The sequence below is a fragment of the Oribacterium asaccharolyticum ACB7 genome, assembly GCF_000238075.1.
Lineage (GTDB): Bacteria > Bacillota > Clostridia > Lachnospirales > Lachnospiraceae > Oribacterium > Oribacterium asaccharolyticum.
On sequence record NZ_JH414504.1, the window covers coordinates 390,449 to 407,475 of the forward strand.

The following is a 17,027-nucleotide window of genomic DNA, read 5'->3' on the forward strand; positions in this document are numbered from 1 at the left end:
GAATGAGAATACGCTCTCTAAAAAATGGTATTAATCTAAGCTTACATAAAGATGAAAAAGACTAAGGCATGAGGAATGGAATAGAATGGAGTGGAGTGGGGATGCAGGACTGTGTGATAATCGGAGGAGGAGCGGCAGGAATGGCGGCAGCGATTGCGGCGAAGCGTTCCGGCGCGCAGTCGGTTCTTCTTATAGAAAAAAATGACAGTTTAGGGAAGAAGCTTAAGCAGACGGGAAACGGCAGGTGTAATTTTACGAACCGGAATATGCAAGCCTCTTGTTTTCGTTCGGAATCTCCTACTTTTATTGAGGCTTTTTTAAAACAGTTTTCCTATGAGGACTGCCTCCGCTTTTTCCACTCTATCGGTGTTTTGGAGAAGCTGCGGGGAGACTATGTCTACCCGCATTCCGACCAGGCGAAGTCTTTGGTATTTTCTTTGGAAAATACAATGCGAGAATTAGGTGTAGAGCTGATGTGCTCTACGGAAGTAAAGGCCATTCGGAATAGTGGAAAGAAAGAGAATTCTCTTTTTGAAATCAACTGTTGTACAGAAGAAGAGCTAAAAAAAGAGAAGGCTTTCAAAGCGGAAAAAGATATAAAGCCGAAAAAAACTTTTAAACTGCAAGCGAAGAAGCTCTTAGTCTGTACAGGAGGACTTGCAATGCCAAGCTCGGGTTCTACCGGAGAGGGGTATCGTTTTGCGGAAGCACTGGGACACACTGTACTTAGCCCCTATCCGTCTCTTTGCCCGATTTATACGGAAGAGAAGTTTGTAAAAGCTTGGGCCGGTGTTCGAGTGGATACGGAGCTTAGTCTTTTTGAGGGAGAGGAGCTTCTTTTTAGAGATAGAGGGGAATTACAATGCACGGAATACGGAATTTCCGGCATTGTGGTTTTTCAGTGCAGTCGTCTAGTGCATAGCGTACTAGAAAAAAACGGAAAGGCGATGCTTTCCCTTTCCTTTTTTCCGGAGTTTAAAGAAGAGGAATTCCTTCACTTTTTACTGAAAAGAAAGGAAGAAAGAAGTGCGCAATATGGAAGAGATTTTCTTCTTGCACTCCTTCCGGATAAGCTTGTGTCCGTTCTATTCCAAAAAGCACAATTTCCCGTAGACAAAACGCTTTCCGAGATTTCCAAAGAGAAAATCGGAGAGCTTTGCAGGCTGCTTTTTCATTTTCCTTTTAAAGCAAGTAAAATAGCGGATTTCACTAAGGCGCAGTGTACTGCTGGAGGAATTTCCGTTTTGGAAGTGTATCCCGAAAGCATGGAGAGTAAGCTTTGCCCGAAGCTTTATTTTGCGGGAGAAATCCTGGATGTAGACGGACTCTGCGGGGGATATAACCTGCATTTTGCCTTTGGCTCGGGAATCCTTTCGGGAAGGGCGATGGGGAGAAGAAATGATTAGAATTTCGCAAATAAAAATGGAGCTTTTTCATAAAGAAGAGGAAATTAAGAAAGCGGCTGCCAAGCTATTACATCTGGACAGCTCCGTAATTTCCGATTTTTTGATAGAAAGACGCTCTATAGATGCCAGAAAAAAGCCGAAGCTTTACTTTGTGTATTCGGTTTATCTCAGTTTAAAAGGGGTAAATGAAGAGAAGCTTGTGAAAAAGCTTCGCTCGAAGGATATCGTTCTCACAGCACCGGTGCGATATAAAGCTCCGGAGCTTCCCTTGGAAATAGAAGGAATACCGCAGGAAGAGTATTTTCAAAAAGAAGAAAACAGGCCTGTGATTGTCGGCTTCGGACCTGCCGGTATGTTTTCCGGACTTCTCCTTGCAAGAGCAGGGCTTCGTCCCATCATTTATGAGAGAGGACAGGCTGTAGAAAAACGACAGGAAGCGGTCACAAGACTTTGGACGGAAGGAAAGCTTGATCCAAACTCCAATCCGCAGTTTGGCGAGGGAGGAGCCGGTACCTTTTCGGACGGAAAACTGAACACCTTGGTAAAGGACAGCTGCGGCCGCTCTCGTTTTGTTTTGGAAACTTTTGTTCATTACGGTGCAAAGGAAGAGATTTTATACGATGCAAAGCCTCATGTCGGAACGGATGCCCTGATTTCTATTGTTGCCTCTCTTCGAAAGGAAATAGAGAGCTTGGGTGGAGAAGTTCGTTTTGAGAGCCAATACCATTTTGAAAAGCATGAAAAAAAACCGCTCATTATTGCCATAGGGCATAGTGCAAGAGATAGCTTCCGGGAGCTTCATACGCTGGGGTATCCTATGACTGCGAAGGACTTTGCGATGGGATTTCGTGTGCAGCATGAGCAAAAGGATATAGACCTTGCGCTTTACGGAGAAATAGACGAAAAGACGAGAGCACTGCTTGGCGCAGCAAGCTATAAAATCAGTCATCACACAAAGCATAATCGAGCTTTTTACAGCTTCTGTATGTGCCCGGGGGGCTATGTCGTAAATTCCTCTTCGGAGGAAGGCGGGCTTTGCGTGAACGGGATGAGCTATAGCGGTAGAGATAGCGGAAAGGCCAACTCGGCCATTATTTTTTCCGTTTCTAAGGAAGAATACGGGGGAGAAGAGGATCCTTTAGCCGGAATTGCTCTGCAAAGGGATTTTGAAAAGAAGGCTTTTAGCTTAGCAGGAGGAAAAGTTCCTTACAGTAGGTACGACAGAATTAAAAATGTCGCAAGCGAGGAGAAAGCGCAAGAGCTTATGCTGAAAGGTGAGGGAGAGGAATGTGATATTTCGTCCCTTTTCCGGTTGGAAAACTACCCGAAATTAAGTCATTTGGAGGAGGATTTCGTGGAATCCATGGAAGCCTTCGAAAAGAAAATCAAAGGCTTTTCCAAGGGAAATACCTTGGTTTACGGTGTAGAAAGTCGTACTTCTTCTCCGCTTCGTATTCTTAGGGGAGAGGACTACAGCACTATGGGAAGGCGGATTTATCCTGCAGGAGAAGGTGCGGGATATGCCGGAGGAATCATGAGTGCCGCAATGGACGGCTTAAAGGTAGCGGAAAGTTTGATTTTGTCTTATGATAAGCAGGGGTAAAATTCATTTCATTGTTATTGCTTTGTTTTAGAAAGTATGAGAATTGGAGCACGCTCTCGCTAACCTCGCCTGACTGAGCATGGGCACGGTAGCCCATTGCTCACTTTGCTACGCAAAGCAACTTCCTTCGGAAGTTGGTCTTGTACAGTACAACTTTTCTGATGAAAAGTTTGTCCTTGTAGCAGTACTAAGCGAAAAACTGCAGTACCTTTGTTTTCCGCAAGTACCGGCGGGCTCAGATTACCCCTTGTTCCCATATCCACAAACAAAGAAAAGAATTCAGTTCTATTGTTTACATCCAATTTTTATAAGCCCGTAAGAGTATAGAGAGGAAATTTGTAGTGAAGGATTTAGTGTTTGAAGAGATAGAGAGAAATGCGCCGAAGGAGGAGCCGGCTCGGCAGCTTTATTTTATAGAGGCTCTTCGTTCTTTTGTGGAGATGAAGAAGGGTGAAGGGTACGAGGCGAAAGCCATGGTCTCGGTGATAGGATGCCAGATGTCTGCAAAGGACGGAGAGAAGCTGCAAGGTATCTTAGAAGGGGCCGGTTATCAGAGCACGGAGTCGGAAGAGGAAGCGGATGTGATTCTCTTTACGACCTGCACCGTCCGGGAAAATGCCAACCAGAAACTATATGGCAGAATCGGGCAGTTAAAGCATTTATATAAAAATAATAAAGACATGGTAATCGGGATTACCGGGTGTATGATGCAGGAAAAGGACGAGGTGGAAACCATTCAAAAGAAGTATCCGTATGTGCATCTTATTTTCGGTACGCACAATATCTATAAGCTTGCCGAGCTTCTTTTGGAGGCTTTGATTTCCAAGGAGCGAAAGGTGGAAACTTGGGAGGATACCGGTCTTATCGTGGAAAATCTCCCCTCCAAGCGGAAATATCCCTTCCGAGCATCCGTTAATATCAGCTTCGGCTGTAATAATTTCTGTACCTACTGCATCGTCCCTTATGTGCGCGGACGGGAGAAGTCCAGAGATTCGAGAGAAATCGTGAAGGAGTGCGAGGCTTTAGTTCGGGATGGCGTGAAGGAAATTATGCTGCTTGGGCAAAATGTGAACTCCTACGGCTTAGATCGAAAAGAGGAGCTTTCCTTTCCCGCGCTTCTTCGCGAGGTTGCAAAGATTCCGGGGCTTAGGAGAATCCGCTTTATGACTCCGAATCCGAAGGATTTTTCGGATGAACTCCTTTCTGTGATAAAGGAAAATGAGAACATATGTAATCATATTCACCTCCCCTTACAGTCGGGCTCCACAAACATTTTAAAGAGAATGAACCGGCATTATACGAAGGAATCTTATCTCTCCTTACTCCGTAAAATTAAGGAAAGCCTTCCGGATCTTGGACTTACCACGGATATTATTGTGGGCTTTCCGGGAGAGACGGAGGAAGACTTTCAGGATACCCTTTCCGTGGTTAGAGAGGCACAGTTTGACTCTGCCTTTACCTTCCAGTATTCGAAGCGTTCCGGAACTCCCGCTGCGAAGTGGGAAGCGGTGGATGAAAAGATTGTGGCGGAGCGTTTTCAGAGATTACTGGATACTATCCGTGAGTCCTCCAAGGAGCGCGAAGGAAAGGATCTTAGTAAGGTCATGGAGGTCCTTGTGGAAGAGCGAAATCCGGAAAGCAATATGCTGACAGGACGCCTGGAAAACAATATTTTAGTGCATTTTGAAGGCGGAGAGCGACTCCTTGGAGAGATTGTTCCGGTGAAGCTTGAAAAGTCGATGGGCTTTTACTACTACGGGAGCGTAGTCTAAGTTAGTTGATTGTTTAGCATAAACTTGCAAGCGTTTGTAGAGCTGTTTGTCAATTTTGTTTGAATAGAATTTTGAATCAATATTAAGATGTAAAGGAGTTAGGGGAATGGACGAGAGTAAGTTATCGCCAATGATGAGACAGTATTTAGACAGTAAAAAAGAATATCCCGATGCCCTGCTCTTTTACAGAATCGGGGATTTCTACGAGATGTTCTTTGACGATGCGCTAACGGCATCGAGGGAACTGGATCTGGTTTTAACCGGGAAGGACTGTGGCCTAGAGGAAAGAGCGCCCATGTGCGGTGTGCCCTATCATGCGGCTGACTCCTATGTCAGCAAATTGGTTTCTAAAGGTTATAAGGTCGCAATAGGGGAACAGGTAGAGGATCCGAAGAAAGCAAAGGGACTGGTAAAGCGGGAAATTATTAAGGTGATTACCCCGGGAACGCAGACGGAGGAAACGGCTTTAGAAGAAGGAAAAAACAATTTCCTGTTGTCTATTTATTTGGGGGAGAAAAAAAGAGGCATTGTGACGGTGGACATCACTACCGGAGAATGCTATGCGACAGCGGTGGATTCGTCTAAAGAATGTCTTGACGAGATTTCCCGCTTTTCTCCGAAGGAAATCCTGATAAATCCTTCTTTAAAAGAGGAGGAAGAGCTCTTTTCTCAGATAAACAGTCGTTTTAGTATAAGCCTTACCGAAAAGGAAGAACGGTTTTTCTCCTTAACAGAAGCGGATAAGCTGATTACGGCGCATTTTCAGTCCTCCATCATGGGACTCGGGCTTTCCGACCAGGCGGATCTTAGAAGAGCTCTAGGAGGCTGTCTTTCTTATCTTTATGACACGCAGAAGAACCTGCTCTCGCATATTCGAAAGATAGATTTTTTTCAAAATAAGGATTACATGATTGTAGACAGCTACAGTCAGAGAAACTTGGAGCTTTGGGAGACACTTCGAGAGAAAAAGAAGAGGGGAACCCTTCTTTGGGTGCTGGATTATACGAAAACGGCTATGGGAAGTCGTATGCTTCGCCATTTCCTGGAAAGACCGCTTCGGGATAAGAAGAAAATAGAAGCTAGACTCGATGCCGTGGAAGAATTCACCGGGCATTATATCGATATGGAGGAGCTTCGGGAGTATTTGGACAGCATTTACGATATAGAAAGGCTTCTTGCCCGTATCAGTCTTTCTACGGCAAATGCAAGGGATCTTCTTGCTTTAAAGCTCTCTCTTCAATATTTACCGGACATAAAAAAGGCACTTTCGCCATTCCAATCCTCGCTTCTTTCCAAAATGGGGGAGGAGATGGACTCATTAGAGGATATATACCGAAAAATTGAAGAAGAAATTGTGGAGGAGCCGCCTCTATCCGTTAAGGAGGGAGGCCTTATTAAGGCGAGCTTCAGTAAGGATGTGGAAGACTACCGAAATGCCGGAGTGAATGGAAAGGAATGGCTGCAGGAGCTGGAAGCAAGGGAAAGAGATAAAACCGGTATTAAGAATTTAAAAATCAAGTACAATCGTATCTTCGGCTATTGCTTTGAGGTCTCCAAAGCCTATCAGGGGGAAATTCCGGACTATTTTATCCGGAGACAGACTCTTGCACAGGGAGAACGCTATATCACAACGGAACTCGAGGAACTTCAAAATCGGATTCTCGGTGCGGAAGAGAAGTTAAAGGATCTGGAATATGCTCTTTTTTGTACCCTGAGAGAGGAAATTGCAGAGGAGCTTCCGAGAATACAGAAAACGGCAAGAGAGCTTGCTCATTTGGACGCCTATCTTTCTTTGGCGAAGCTAGCCATAAAAGAAAACTATGTGCGTCCCCGTCTTAGCGAGGGAGGAAGTCTCTTCATCAAAGAGGGAAGACATCCTGTAGTGGAGAAGCTCTTAGAGGAAGAGCATTTTATTCCGAATGATACCTCTTTGGAGGAAAATCAGGAGATTGCGATTATTACCGGCCCTAATATGGCGGGAAAATCCACCTATATGCGGCAGGTTGCGCTAATCGTGCTGTTATCCGCAATCGGCTCCTTTGTTCCGGCAAAAGAGGCGGAGCTTCCGATTTGCGACAGAATTTTCACCCGTGTTGGAGCATCGGACGACCTTGCGCAGGGGCAGTCGACCTTTATGGTGGAAATGAGCGAGGTCGCGAACATTTTACGAAATGCCACAAAGCAGTCCCTTCTTATTCTTGACGAAATCGGAAGAGGAACCTCGACCTTCGACGGACTATCCATTGCCTGGGCGGTTGTGGAGTATATTGCAAGACATATTCAGGCGAAGACGCTTTTTGCGACACACTACCATGAGCTTACGGAGCTGGAAGGAAAGCTGAACAATGTGAAGAATTACTGCATTGCCGTCTCCAAAAAGGACGGCGAAATCAGCTTTCTTCGGAAAATTATTCCCGGAGGTGCAGACGAAAGCTACGGTATTGATGTAGCAAAGCTTGCAGGTGTGCCGGAGGGCGTTTTAAGCCGCGCAAGAGAGATTTCCGCCTTTTTATCGGACAATGATTTTATGCAGGAAAATAAAAATATCGTTGCAAAAGAGGGCGGTTTGGAAACAGACGATAACTTGGAAAGTCAAGAAAAGCAGACAAAAAATGGTGCCTTTGAGAAAGGCGAATCAAAGAACGGTGCCTCCGGGGCAAAGCTTCTTAAGAGCTTAAATAAACTGGAGGACAAACCCGCTCTTACCGAGGGAGAAGAGGAGGTTCTTCGGAAGCTCCGGAGTATCATTCCGGAGAAAATCAGTCCCTTTGAGGCTTGCAGTCTTTTGTTTGAATTAAAGGAGCTTTTACAGTGAAAATTCATGTACTGGGAACGGATACCGTAAATCAAATAGCGGCGGGAGAAGTGATTGAGCGCCCGAGCAGTATGGTGAAAGAGCTTGTGGAAAATGCTGTCGATGCCCATGCTACGCAGATTACCGTAGAAATAAGAGGAGGCGGAATAGAATATCTTCGTGTCAGCGATAACGGAGACGGAATCGGGGAGGACGATATTGTAAATGCTTTTCTTCCCCATGCGACAAGTAAGATTCGGGGGATTTCCGATCTCAACAGTATCTTAAGCTTCGGCTTCCGTGGAGAGGCGCTGTCTTCGATTGCCGCCGTTTCCGATGTGGAGCTGATTACGAAGACGAAAGAAGATTTCTTTGCCCATAGAATACAGATTCACGGCGGAGAAAGGGGAGAGGTCGAGGAAGTTGCGGGAGTGGACGGCTCCAGCTTTATTATTCGAAACCTCTTCTTTAATGTGCCGGCAAGAAAGAAATTTTTATATAGTGAGAGTACAGAGAGTAATCGAGTGGAGGAAATGGTGGAGAAGCTTGCATTAGCGAATCACCGTGTTTCCTTTCACTTTATACGAGACGGAAAGACCCGCTTTCAGTCCATCGGTTCCCCTCGTATCGAGGATGTGGTTTACAGCATTTACGGGAAAGAACAGAGCAAGGAAAGTCTTCCTTTAGAAGGGGCGTATTATCCCTCCAAAATCACCGGTATGCCGACCGTACATATTCGGGGGATTCTTGGAAGACCGAGTATTACGAGGGCAAATCGGCAGTATGAACTCTTTTTTGTCAATGGGCGTTTTGTGCATGACGGTCTATTAAGCCGTGCCCTGGAAGACGCCTATAAACCTTTTTTAATGCAACACAAGTTTCCCTTTGCCATTCTTTTTCTGGATTTAACTCCGAATTTAGTGGATGTAAATGTTCATCCGCAGAAACTTGAGGTACGCTTTCAAAATCGTGACAGCATCTATCAGGCTGTTTTTAATTCGGTGAATAAGACGCTTTCCGAAGCAAATCTCATCGATGAGAATCCGCTCTCCGTCTTCTTGAAAGAAGAGAAAAAGAAGGTGGAATTTCAGTCGGAGCTTCTACTTCGGAAGGAGTCGGAGGAGAGGGCGCAGGGACTGACGAAGGATAGGGCGTCGGAAGTACCAAAGGATACTGAGCGTAAACAGGAGAACGAAGGCACAGAGAAGCCGGTACAGCCCGTACGTTATGAAGAATTCGATCTTACAAAAGGGCTAAATTCCATTCAGGAGGGAAGCTATTCTCAAGAAAAGAACAGTTTTGCATCAGAGAAAACTTTTACTCTGAAAGAAGATGTCGTTTCTTCGCAATCGTTTGGAGTAGACAAAGTCTTCGATACAGCTTTTCAGGAAAAGAAAAAAGATAATACACCGAGTCCTGAGAGGGAACACTTACGTAACGAAGCCAAAGAAACGAAGGAAGGGCAGGAAAGCCTGTTTACCGCCCCCTTCCTTTCGGAAGAAGCCAGACTTTCTCATAGAATTATCGGGGAAGTTTTTCAGACTTATTGGTTAATTGAGTATGGAAACAGCCTCTACATCATGGATCAGCATGCTGCACACGAGAAAATCAATTTTGAGCGTATGATGAGACGGAAGAAAGAAAAGGACGTTTTCAGTCAAAATATTATTCCGCTCTCGATTCATCTTTCTACCGGAGAAAGAGAGGTTTTAGAGGAATATAAGAAAGAATTTCTGGAGATGGGCTACCTTTGGGAGGAAGAGCCAAACGGGATTTCGCTTACGGCGATTCCTGTCGATTTTCCGACCGTGAGGCAGGAGGAAGTCCTTCTCGAGATTTTAGACGGCTTAATGGAGGATTCCGCTATCTTAGAAGGAGAGAGCATATACAATAAGATTGCCTCCATGTCCTGTAAGGCGGCTGTAAAGGGAAATCAAAAAATCTCCGTAGCGGAATGTGATACCATTTTGCAAGAACTTTTACAGCTGGAGAATCCCTTTGCCTGCCCGCATGGAAGACCCACCATTGTTGCTTTTAAGAAGCAGGATTTGGAAAAGATGTTTAAGAGAATTGTGTAATGATGTTCAAGAGAATTGTGTAATGATGTTTATATTTATTTCGAAAATTATCTTTAAGAGAATTGTGTAGAGATAGGAAAAGTGGAAGGCTATGAATCGGTATCAACAAGATAAACCGCTATTGATTCTTGCGGGACCCACTGCCGTGGGAAAAAGCGATATTTCCGTTAAAGTGGCTAAGGCCTTAGGCGGAGAATGTATTTCCGCGGATTCCATACAGGTGTACAAGGGGCTTACTATCGGATCGGGAAAGATCACGGAAGAGGAAATGGAGGGGGTTCCCCACCATCTTTTGGATATCCTGGATCCGAAGGAAGACTATGATGCCAGTGCCTTTCAATGCATGGCCAGAGAGACGGTAGAGGAAATTTACCTAAGGGAAAGACTTCCGATTTTAGTGGGCGGAACCGGTTTCTATATTCAGGCTATGCTGCGAGATATTGATTTTCAGGAAGAGGATGAAGCGGAAAAGGAAAGACTTCGAAGTAAACTCGAAAAAGAGATGGAAGAGCGGGGGAGTATAGCCTTACATGAGGAATTAAAATTGGCGGACCCGGTATCGGCAGAAGAAATTCATCCGCATAACCGGCAAAGAATTATGCGTGCTTTGGAGTATTTTTATCTTCATAAAAGTCCGATATCGAAGCATAATCGGGAGGAGAAGGAAAAAGAAGCACTCTATGACAGCCTTTTTCTGGTTCTCAATCGTAATAGAGAAGACTTATATGAGGGCATTAACGCTCGAGTGGAGAAGATGTTTCAAGACGGCCTCGTTTCGGAAGTGGAAGCTTTTTACAAAAAGGGCTATACGGAGCATTCTCCGGGTTTTAAGGGAATCGGATACAGGGAGCTTTTCCCTTATCTTCGAGGAGAATGCAGTCTTAGTGAGTGCAAAGCCCTGATTCAGCAAAATTCCAGACACTATGCAAAAAGACAGTTAACCTGGTTTAAGAGAGAAAAAAATACGATTTTTGTCGAAGCGGAAAATTTTCAAAGTCGCGAGGAGGAAGCGGAATGGATTATAGAGAAATGTATGTCGAAATGGGGATTTCTAAAGAGGTCGTAGACTACAGTGAGTCTGTGGTGAAAAGCCTTGAGGAGAGATTTAAAAGAATAGATGAAATCGCAGAGCTGAATCAATTAAAGGTGCTTGCCGCTCTGCAAAAGGCGGGGATTTCCGAGGCACATCTTACGGGAACAAACGGTTACGGTCATAATGACGCGGGAAGAGATGCTTTAGAAGAGGCCTATGCCGCCTATTTTCATACGGAGGATGCCTTGGTAAGAGGACAGATTATCTGCGGAACGCATGCCCTTGCCATTGCTTTACAGGCCAATCTTCGTCCGGGTGAGGAAATGCTTTCTCCGGTCGGAAAGCCTTACGATACTTTGGAAGAGATTATCGGGATTCGGGAATCCTTAGGTTCTTTAAAGGAATTCGGAATCCGATATAGGCAGGTGGATTTACTCCCGGACGGAGGTTTTGACTGGGAAGGCATTAAAAATGCCATCAATGAAAAAACGCGTCTTGTGGAGATCCAGCGCTCTAAGGGCTATAGTGATAGAAAAAGCTTCAGTCCGGAGGAAATCGGAGAAATCATCCGTTTTGTAAAGTCCATTAAGCCGGATCTTATTTGTATGGTGGATAATTGTTATGGTGAGTTTGTCTGTGCAGAGGAGCCTAGTGACTTCGGAGCGGATATGGTCGTTGGATCTCTCATCAAGAACCCGGGTGGCGGACTGGCTCCTATAGGAGGTTACATTGCCGGAACAAAAGCCTGCATCGAGAGATGTGCGGTTCGTCTTTATGCACCCGGACTCGGAAAAGAGCAGGGACCGTCTTTGAACTTAAATAAAGATCTCATTGAGGGATTTTTCCTTGCACCGACCGTGACCGCTTCCGCGGAAAAATCAGCGATTCTTGCCGCAAGTCTTTTTGAAAAAGTAGGTTTTTCCTGCCATCCTACGGCAGATACGAAAAGAATGGACATTATTCAGGCGATTACACTGGGCAGTAAGGAAGCACTTCTTGCCTTTTGCGAGGGCATACAGGCCGCAGCGCCTGTAGATGCCTTTGTGCGCCCTGAAGCGGATGACATGCCGGGCTATGAGGATCAGGTCGTTATGGCGGCAGGAGCTTTTGTACAGGGCTCCAGCATCGAGCTTTCCGCAGATGCTCCGATTCGTCCTCCCTTTACCGTATATTTCCAAGGCGGTTTGACCTTCCCGCATGGAAAGTATGGTGTTATTAAAGCCTTGGACACCATGTATAAAAAAGGCTTTATAAAACTTTGATGGTTTATTCTTGCTTTTACCGGAATAGGGCAGAAAGCATTTTATGCAATAAAGCTTAAGAAAAGTTTTTATGCAAAGCTTCGTTTTCGTGGTAAAATAAAACCTCTGTAGACTCCTCCATAAAAAGGAGGAAAATATGAAAGAAGAATGGAAAAACCGTCAGGATTTATTACCCAGGGAGAAGGCAAGTCAAAGGGGCTTTTCCGCCTTGAGCGATGCGGAGCTTTTAGCCCTGATTCTTCGTACAGGAAGAAAAGATGCTTCGGTTTTGGAGCTTTCCGAGGAAATTCTTCATCTAAGAGAATGTTGTAAGGGCCTTACCGGACTCATGCACTTTTCCTTGCAGGAACTTACGCAAATACAAGGAATCGGAACGACTAAGGCGGTGGAACTTCTTGCCATAGGGGAGATTGCGCGTCGGATTTGGAACAGCAGAATTCGCGATAAAGTGCAATGCTTCCGCTCCCCACATGAGGTTCTCTTATACTTCAAGGAAGAGATGCGTTACTTGGATCATGAAGAGGTTCGTGTACTGTATCTGGACACAAAAGCGAAACTCATAAAGGAACATTTTCTGGCAAAGGGAAGCGGGAATTCCGCAAGTATCTCGGGAAGAGAGCTTTTCCGGGAAGCCTTGATGGTTGCGGCCAATTGCATTATTTTAGTACACAATCATCCTTCCGGAGACCCGGAACCTTCCAAGGAAGACGAGACATTTACGGATTCGGTCAGAAGGATAGGAGAATATATGGGGATTCCCTTAGTGGACCATATTATCATTGGAGATAATCGTTATTATAGTTTTAAAGAACAGGGGAAGTTTTAGTGGAAAATAGAAGGAGCAGATACATCTTTATATTTCTTACCGTGCTCTGCATTATGATGGTGGTTCTGTCTTCCATTAAGGACGGTCTGATGAATCCCTTGAGAAATGCGGTAGGAACCGTTCTGGTTCCCATGCAATCCGGTGTGAACCGTGTCGGTAGAGGCATGTATTTGCAATGGGAAAAGCATAAAAGTCTTGTGGAAGCGGAAGCGGAGAATCAGAAATTGCAAACCAAAATCGACACGCTTACGGAAGAGAATAATATTCTAAAACAGAATGAGGAAGAGCTGCAAAGACTGCGCGAACTTTACAGCCTGGATCAGGAGTATTTACAGTACAAGAAGGTTGCGGCCAGAGTTATTGCAAAGGACTCGGAAAATTGGTTTCAGGTCTTTCGAATCGATAAAGGCTCAAAGGATGGCATCAAGGTAGATCAAAATGTCATGGCAAAGGGCGGTCTTGTGGGAATTGTCACGGATGTGGGCTTAAATTATGCCACGGTTCGTTCCATTATCGATGATGAATCCAGAGTTTCCTGTATGGGAATTCAGTCCAGTGATACCTGTATTGTAGCAGGGGATTTACGGCTGTATGAAGAAGGACGACTGCGTATCACCAATATGAAGAAAGATGCGGTGATTCAAGATGGAGACCGTATCGTAACTTCCAATATTTCTTCCAAGTTTCTTCCGGGAATCCTTGTCGGATTCGCAATTGATATAGAGGTGGATGAGAAAAGGCTGATGAAAAACGGTTATCTGATTCCGGCTGCCGATTTTACAAACTTACAGGAAGTTCTGGTGTTGACAGACAGGAAGGATGATCGCTTCCAAAAGGAGAGTAGTAACGTTGGGGAATAAATTTGTTAGAAGAAAGAAAAAACACCATACCCAATTTTTATTTTATTTTGTTCTTTTGATTCTGGCTTTTTTACTGCAAACCAGTGTATTTCCTTTGCTCCCTTTTCTTTCCGCAAGTCCAAACCTTCTTTTAATTCTCTGCTTTTCCTTCGGCTTTTATTATGGCTCCCTTCCGGGGATGCTTTACGGTTTGGCTGCAGGACTTCTTATGGACTTGTTTTATTCGGGGCCTTTCGGCTTTTATTCCCTGATTTTTGTCTTTATCGGTTATGTAAACGGATATTTTCATGCTTTTTATTACGAGGAGTACATTCAGCTTCCCTTGTTTCTTTGTGTCTTAAGCGGTTTAGCCTACCACAGCTATATTTATCTTTTACGTTTTTTGATTCGTGGAAAATGGAACCTTCCTTATTACGCTGTACATATCGTTCTTCCATCCATCGTTTTTTCGTTTTTACTGACGCTGATTATGTACCGTTTCTTCTTTAGTGCAAGCAAACAATTGGAGGAAAAAGCGCTATGATTAAAGAAATATACAGCTTGATTAAGGAACTGTTTTCCAGGCTTTTTTCATCCCGTCTTTTCGCGTTGGCTCTTATCTTTACCGGTCTTTTTTCCGTACTGGGTATCCATCTTTTTCAGATGCAGATTATGCAGGGCCGGAGCTATCTGGAAAGTCATTTGAAGAGTACCAGAAAAAATCTGGTGCTTCCGGGAACAAGAGGGAATATCTACGATAAAGACGGTAAACTGCTTGCTTACAATGAATTACAGTACAACATTACCATAGCGGATACGGGTGCTTTTAATTCGACCCCGAAGGGAATCAACAATCGAAACAGAATGTTGCATAAACTGGCCATAATCATAGAAAAATATCAGTATCCGATTTTAAGCCAGTTTAAAGTAATACTCAACGAAGACGGGAGCTTTAGTTATGCGACATCGTCCGACCAGGACAGGCTTCGGCTTCTGGCCAATGTCTTTCGTAAGGATCCCGATAAATTAAGTGAGAAGGAGCGGAACAGTACAGCGGAGGAATGCTTTGAACAGGCTAAAAAACTATATCATTTCAACAAACTGACGGACGAGAACGGAAATCCGATTTCTCTTTCGGACAGAACTGCTCTGGATATGATTGGGATTATTTATACTTTGCGCCTTACCTCGTATCAACGTTATATGAGTACAAACATTGTGGAGAATATTTCCAGAGAATGCATGGCTGAAATACTGGAGTCGAAGTATGATCTTCCCGGAGTTGACGTGGAAAATGTTTCCGTCAGAAAGTACAATTATGCGCCGTATTTATCGCATATTGTCGGATATACGGGACAGGTACAGGAAGGACAGCTGTCCGATTTAAAAAAGATTGATGATTCCTACGAGGTTAATGATATCGTGGGAGTTTGGGGACTGGAAAAAAGTGAGGATTTGATTCTCAAAGGGAAAAAAGGATATAAGGAAATGTATCTGAACAATGTGGGAAGTATTATGGAAGTGATTTCCGAAGAAAAACCCATGGCCGGAAATGATATCTATACCACTATTTCCGCAAATGATCAGATTTCCATTTATCATCTTCTGGAACAGGAACTTGCCGGAATATTATCCTCCAAGCTGACAGAAAATAATGATTTGGATCAAAGTAAGATAAAACAATCGCAACTTATGATTCCGGTAAAAGACGCCTATTATCAACTGATTAACAACAACGTCTTAAATAAGGATCATTTTTTTACAGAAGAGGCCGGTGAGGCGGAGAAGGAGATAGCTTCTCGTTTTAAGCAGAATAAGGAGGAGATGCTTTCTCAAATTGAGACCATTTTAAATGAAGAAAACGGAGGAGAACTTTCCGGACTGCCACAGGAATTGCAGGCCTACATGGTCTATATTTATGATTATCTACTCAGTAAAAAAGGAGAAATTGTTGATCCGGAAGATACAAGATACAAATCCTCTTCAGCTTATACACAATGGAAAAATGATGCCATCTCTCTTCATGATTTTCTAATGAAAGGCATTGAGGAAGGCTGGATTGATACCAGAAAGTTGTCTTTAAATACGGAGTATTCCGATACGAATGAGATTTATGCGCTTTTTGTGCAGAAAATCATGGAATATCTGCGAAGTGATGCCGGGTTTGATAAATTGCTTTATAAGTACGCTATTGCAAAACAGACCATTTCCGGAAATCTGCTTCTCCGAGCTCTTTTTGAGCAAAATGTACTGACACAGGATGATGCGTCTTACCAGGCCCTGGCTGCCGGTGATGCCCATACGGCTTTTACCTTCCTATTGGATAAAATCAGGAAAATTGAGCTTACTCCCGCACAGCTGGCTTTGGACCCCTGTAACGGTTCAGTCGTGGTAACGGATGTTAAGACCGGAAAAATCCGTGCACTTGTCACATACCCCGGTTTTGATAACAACAGAATCAGCGATGCCGCCTATTTGAAAAAATGCAATGAAGATCTTTCCCTCCCCTTATTAAACGGAGCAACACAAACACAGCTTGCACCGGGTTCATCCTTTAAGCCGATCAGTTCTATCGCTTCGCTTGAGGAAGGGGTAATCAATACCGATACAATTATTGATTGTACCGGAAAATATGAAGAAGTAACGCCGAATATTCGTTGTTGGATTTGGCCTTCTCAACACGGAAACGAGAACTTGGTAGACGGAATCAAGAATTCCTGTAACTATTTCTTTGCCGATTTGGGCCATCGTCTTGCGACGGACAGTAAGGGAAATTATAACTCAGAGCTGGGCATGGAAAGAATTCGAAAATATGCGAGTGACTTCGGTTTAAATGAGAAGTCGGGCGTGGAACTGGATGAGGCGGAACCCAGAATTTCTACGTATGACCCGGAACGTTCCGCAATGGGACAGGCCAATCATGCATTTAATGCAGCGCAGTTAGCCCGCTACATTACGGCTGTAGCAAACAGCGGTTCTCTTTATAAATTATCGATTGTGGATAAAATCAAAGATCCCCGGAATAATGCAGTAGAAGAGAGGAGTCCGGAACTTGAAAAAACCCTTTCTTATAGTGATGTGACCTGGAATGCGGTACATGAAGGGCTTAGAAAGGTGATTACCGAAGGTGTGGCAAAAAGTGTATTTATCGGACAAAATATAGCTGTGGCCGGAAAAACAGGTACTGCCCAGGAGAGAGAGGACAGAGGAAATCACGCCGTATTTGTTTCTTATGCTCCTTATGATAACCCTGAAATCTCCGTAACAGTGAATATTCCTTACGGTTATTCTTCCGGTAATGCAGCCAGCCTTGCCAATATGGTGTATGACTATTGCTTCGGAAAATTAAGTATGGACACAATCCTTTCTCGGGATGCAAGTAACATCAATTCTTTGACTGTGAGTGATTAGGAT

At 44.2% G+C, this 17,027-nt stretch carries 11 protein-coding genes; all 11 read left to right on the plus strand.

What is annotated here, in order from left to right; translation table 11 throughout:
* Nucleotides 1–68: 68 nt before the first annotated feature.
* The 11 genes from HMPREF9624_RS01755 (at nt 69) to HMPREF9624_RS01805 (ending at nt 17,024) form a co-directional block, all read left to right on the plus strand.
* On the plus strand, nt 69–1,406 hold the full coding sequence (locus HMPREF9624_RS01755) for a BaiN/RdsA family NAD(P)/FAD-dependent oxidoreductase (protein ID WP_242822603.1): 1,338 nt from the start codon (nt 69–71) through the stop codon (nt 1,404–1,406).
* On the plus strand, nt 1,399–3,009 hold the full coding sequence (locus HMPREF9624_RS01760; RefSeq protein WP_009536271.1) for an NAD(P)/FAD-dependent oxidoreductase: 1,611 nt from the start codon (nt 1,399–1,401) through the stop codon (nt 3,007–3,009). The genes HMPREF9624_RS01755 and HMPREF9624_RS01760 overlap by 8 nt, the downstream gene beginning before the upstream one ends.
* Nucleotides 3,010–3,350: 341 nt before the next feature.
* On the plus strand, nt 3,351–4,781 hold the full coding sequence (gene miaB, locus HMPREF9624_RS01765) for a tRNA (N6-isopentenyl adenosine(37)-C2)-methylthiotransferase MiaB (protein WP_009536272.1): 1,431 nt from the start codon (nt 3,351–3,353) through the stop codon (nt 4,779–4,781).
* A gap of 106 nt (nt 4,782–4,887) precedes the next feature.
* Nucleotides 4,888–7,596 (plus strand): DNA mismatch repair protein MutS, encoded by a 2,709-nt coding sequence (gene mutS, locus HMPREF9624_RS01770; RefSeq protein WP_009536273.1) that lies wholly within the window; start codon nt 4,888–4,890, stop codon nt 7,594–7,596.
* The gene (gene mutL, locus HMPREF9624_RS01775) at nt 7,593–9,653 is read left to right on the plus strand and encodes a DNA mismatch repair endonuclease MutL (protein ID WP_009536274.1); all 2,061 of its coding nucleotides are present in this window, start codon (nt 7,593–7,595) and stop codon (nt 9,651–9,653) included. Before mutS ends, mutL begins: the two co-directional genes overlap by 4 nt.
* A 91-nt stretch (nt 9,654–9,744) precedes the next feature.
* On the plus strand, nt 9,745–10,719 hold the full coding sequence (miaA, locus tag HMPREF9624_RS01780; protein ID WP_009536275.1) for a tRNA (adenosine(37)-N6)-dimethylallyltransferase MiaA: 975 nt from the start codon (nt 9,745–9,747) through the stop codon (nt 10,717–10,719).
* Nucleotides 10,668–11,948 carry a methionine gamma-lyase family protein gene (locus HMPREF9624_RS01785; protein ID WP_009536276.1) on the plus strand — a complete coding sequence of 427 codons (1,281 nt, stop codon included), beginning with the start codon at nt 10,668–10,670 and terminating at the stop codon, nt 11,946–11,948. Before miaA ends, HMPREF9624_RS01785 begins: the two co-directional genes overlap by 52 nt.
* Nucleotides 11,949–12,084: 136 nt before the next feature.
* Nucleotides 12,085–12,774, plus strand: coding sequence for a RadC family protein (radC, locus tag HMPREF9624_RS01790; protein ID WP_009536277.1), 690 nt, complete (start codon nt 12,085–12,087; stop codon nt 12,772–12,774).
* Entirely contained in the window at nt 12,774–13,634 is an 861-nt protein-coding gene (gene mreC, locus HMPREF9624_RS01795; RefSeq protein WP_009536278.1) for a rod shape-determining protein MreC, read from the plus strand. Before radC ends, mreC begins: the two co-directional genes overlap by 1 nt.
* Nucleotides 13,624–14,157 carry a rod shape-determining protein MreD gene (gene mreD / locus HMPREF9624_RS01800; RefSeq protein WP_009429346.1) on the plus strand — a complete coding sequence of 178 codons (534 nt, stop codon included), beginning with the start codon at nt 13,624–13,626 and terminating at the stop codon, nt 14,155–14,157. The genes mreC and mreD overlap by 11 nt, the downstream gene beginning before the upstream one ends.
* Nucleotides 14,154–17,024, plus strand: coding sequence for a penicillin-binding transpeptidase domain-containing protein (locus HMPREF9624_RS01805; protein WP_009429797.1), 2,871 nt, complete (start codon nt 14,154–14,156; stop codon nt 17,022–17,024). The genes mreD and HMPREF9624_RS01805 overlap by 4 nt, the downstream gene beginning before the upstream one ends.
* Nucleotides 17,025–17,027: the final 3 nt, after the last annotated feature.

What these genes read in the sequence shown, in the direction of transcription:
- HMPREF9624_RS01755 (WP_242822603.1), top strand. Translation starts at nt 69, where the DNA reads ATGAGGAATGGAATAGAATGGAGTGGAGTGGGGATGCAGGACTGTGTG.
- HMPREF9624_RS01760 (WP_009536271.1), top strand. Translation starts at nt 1,399, where the DNA reads ATGATTAGAATTTCGCAAATAAAAATGGAGCTTTTTCATAAAGAAGAG.
- mutS (WP_009536273.1), top strand. Translation starts at nt 4,888, where the DNA reads ATGGACGAGAGTAAGTTATCGCCAATGATGAGACAGTATTTAGACAGT.
- miaA (WP_009536275.1), top strand. Translation starts at nt 9,745, where the DNA reads ATGAATCGGTATCAACAAGATAAACCGCTATTGATTCTTGCGGGACCC.
- HMPREF9624_RS01785 (WP_009536276.1), top strand. Translation starts at nt 10,668, where the DNA reads ATGGATTATAGAGAAATGTATGTCGAAATGGGGATTTCTAAAGAGGTC.
- radC (WP_009536277.1), top strand. Translation starts at nt 12,085, where the DNA reads ATGAAAGAAGAATGGAAAAACCGTCAGGATTTATTACCCAGGGAGAAG.
- HMPREF9624_RS01805 (WP_009429797.1), top strand. Translation starts at nt 14,154, where the DNA reads ATGATTAAAGAAATATACAGCTTGATTAAGGAACTGTTTTCCAGGCTT.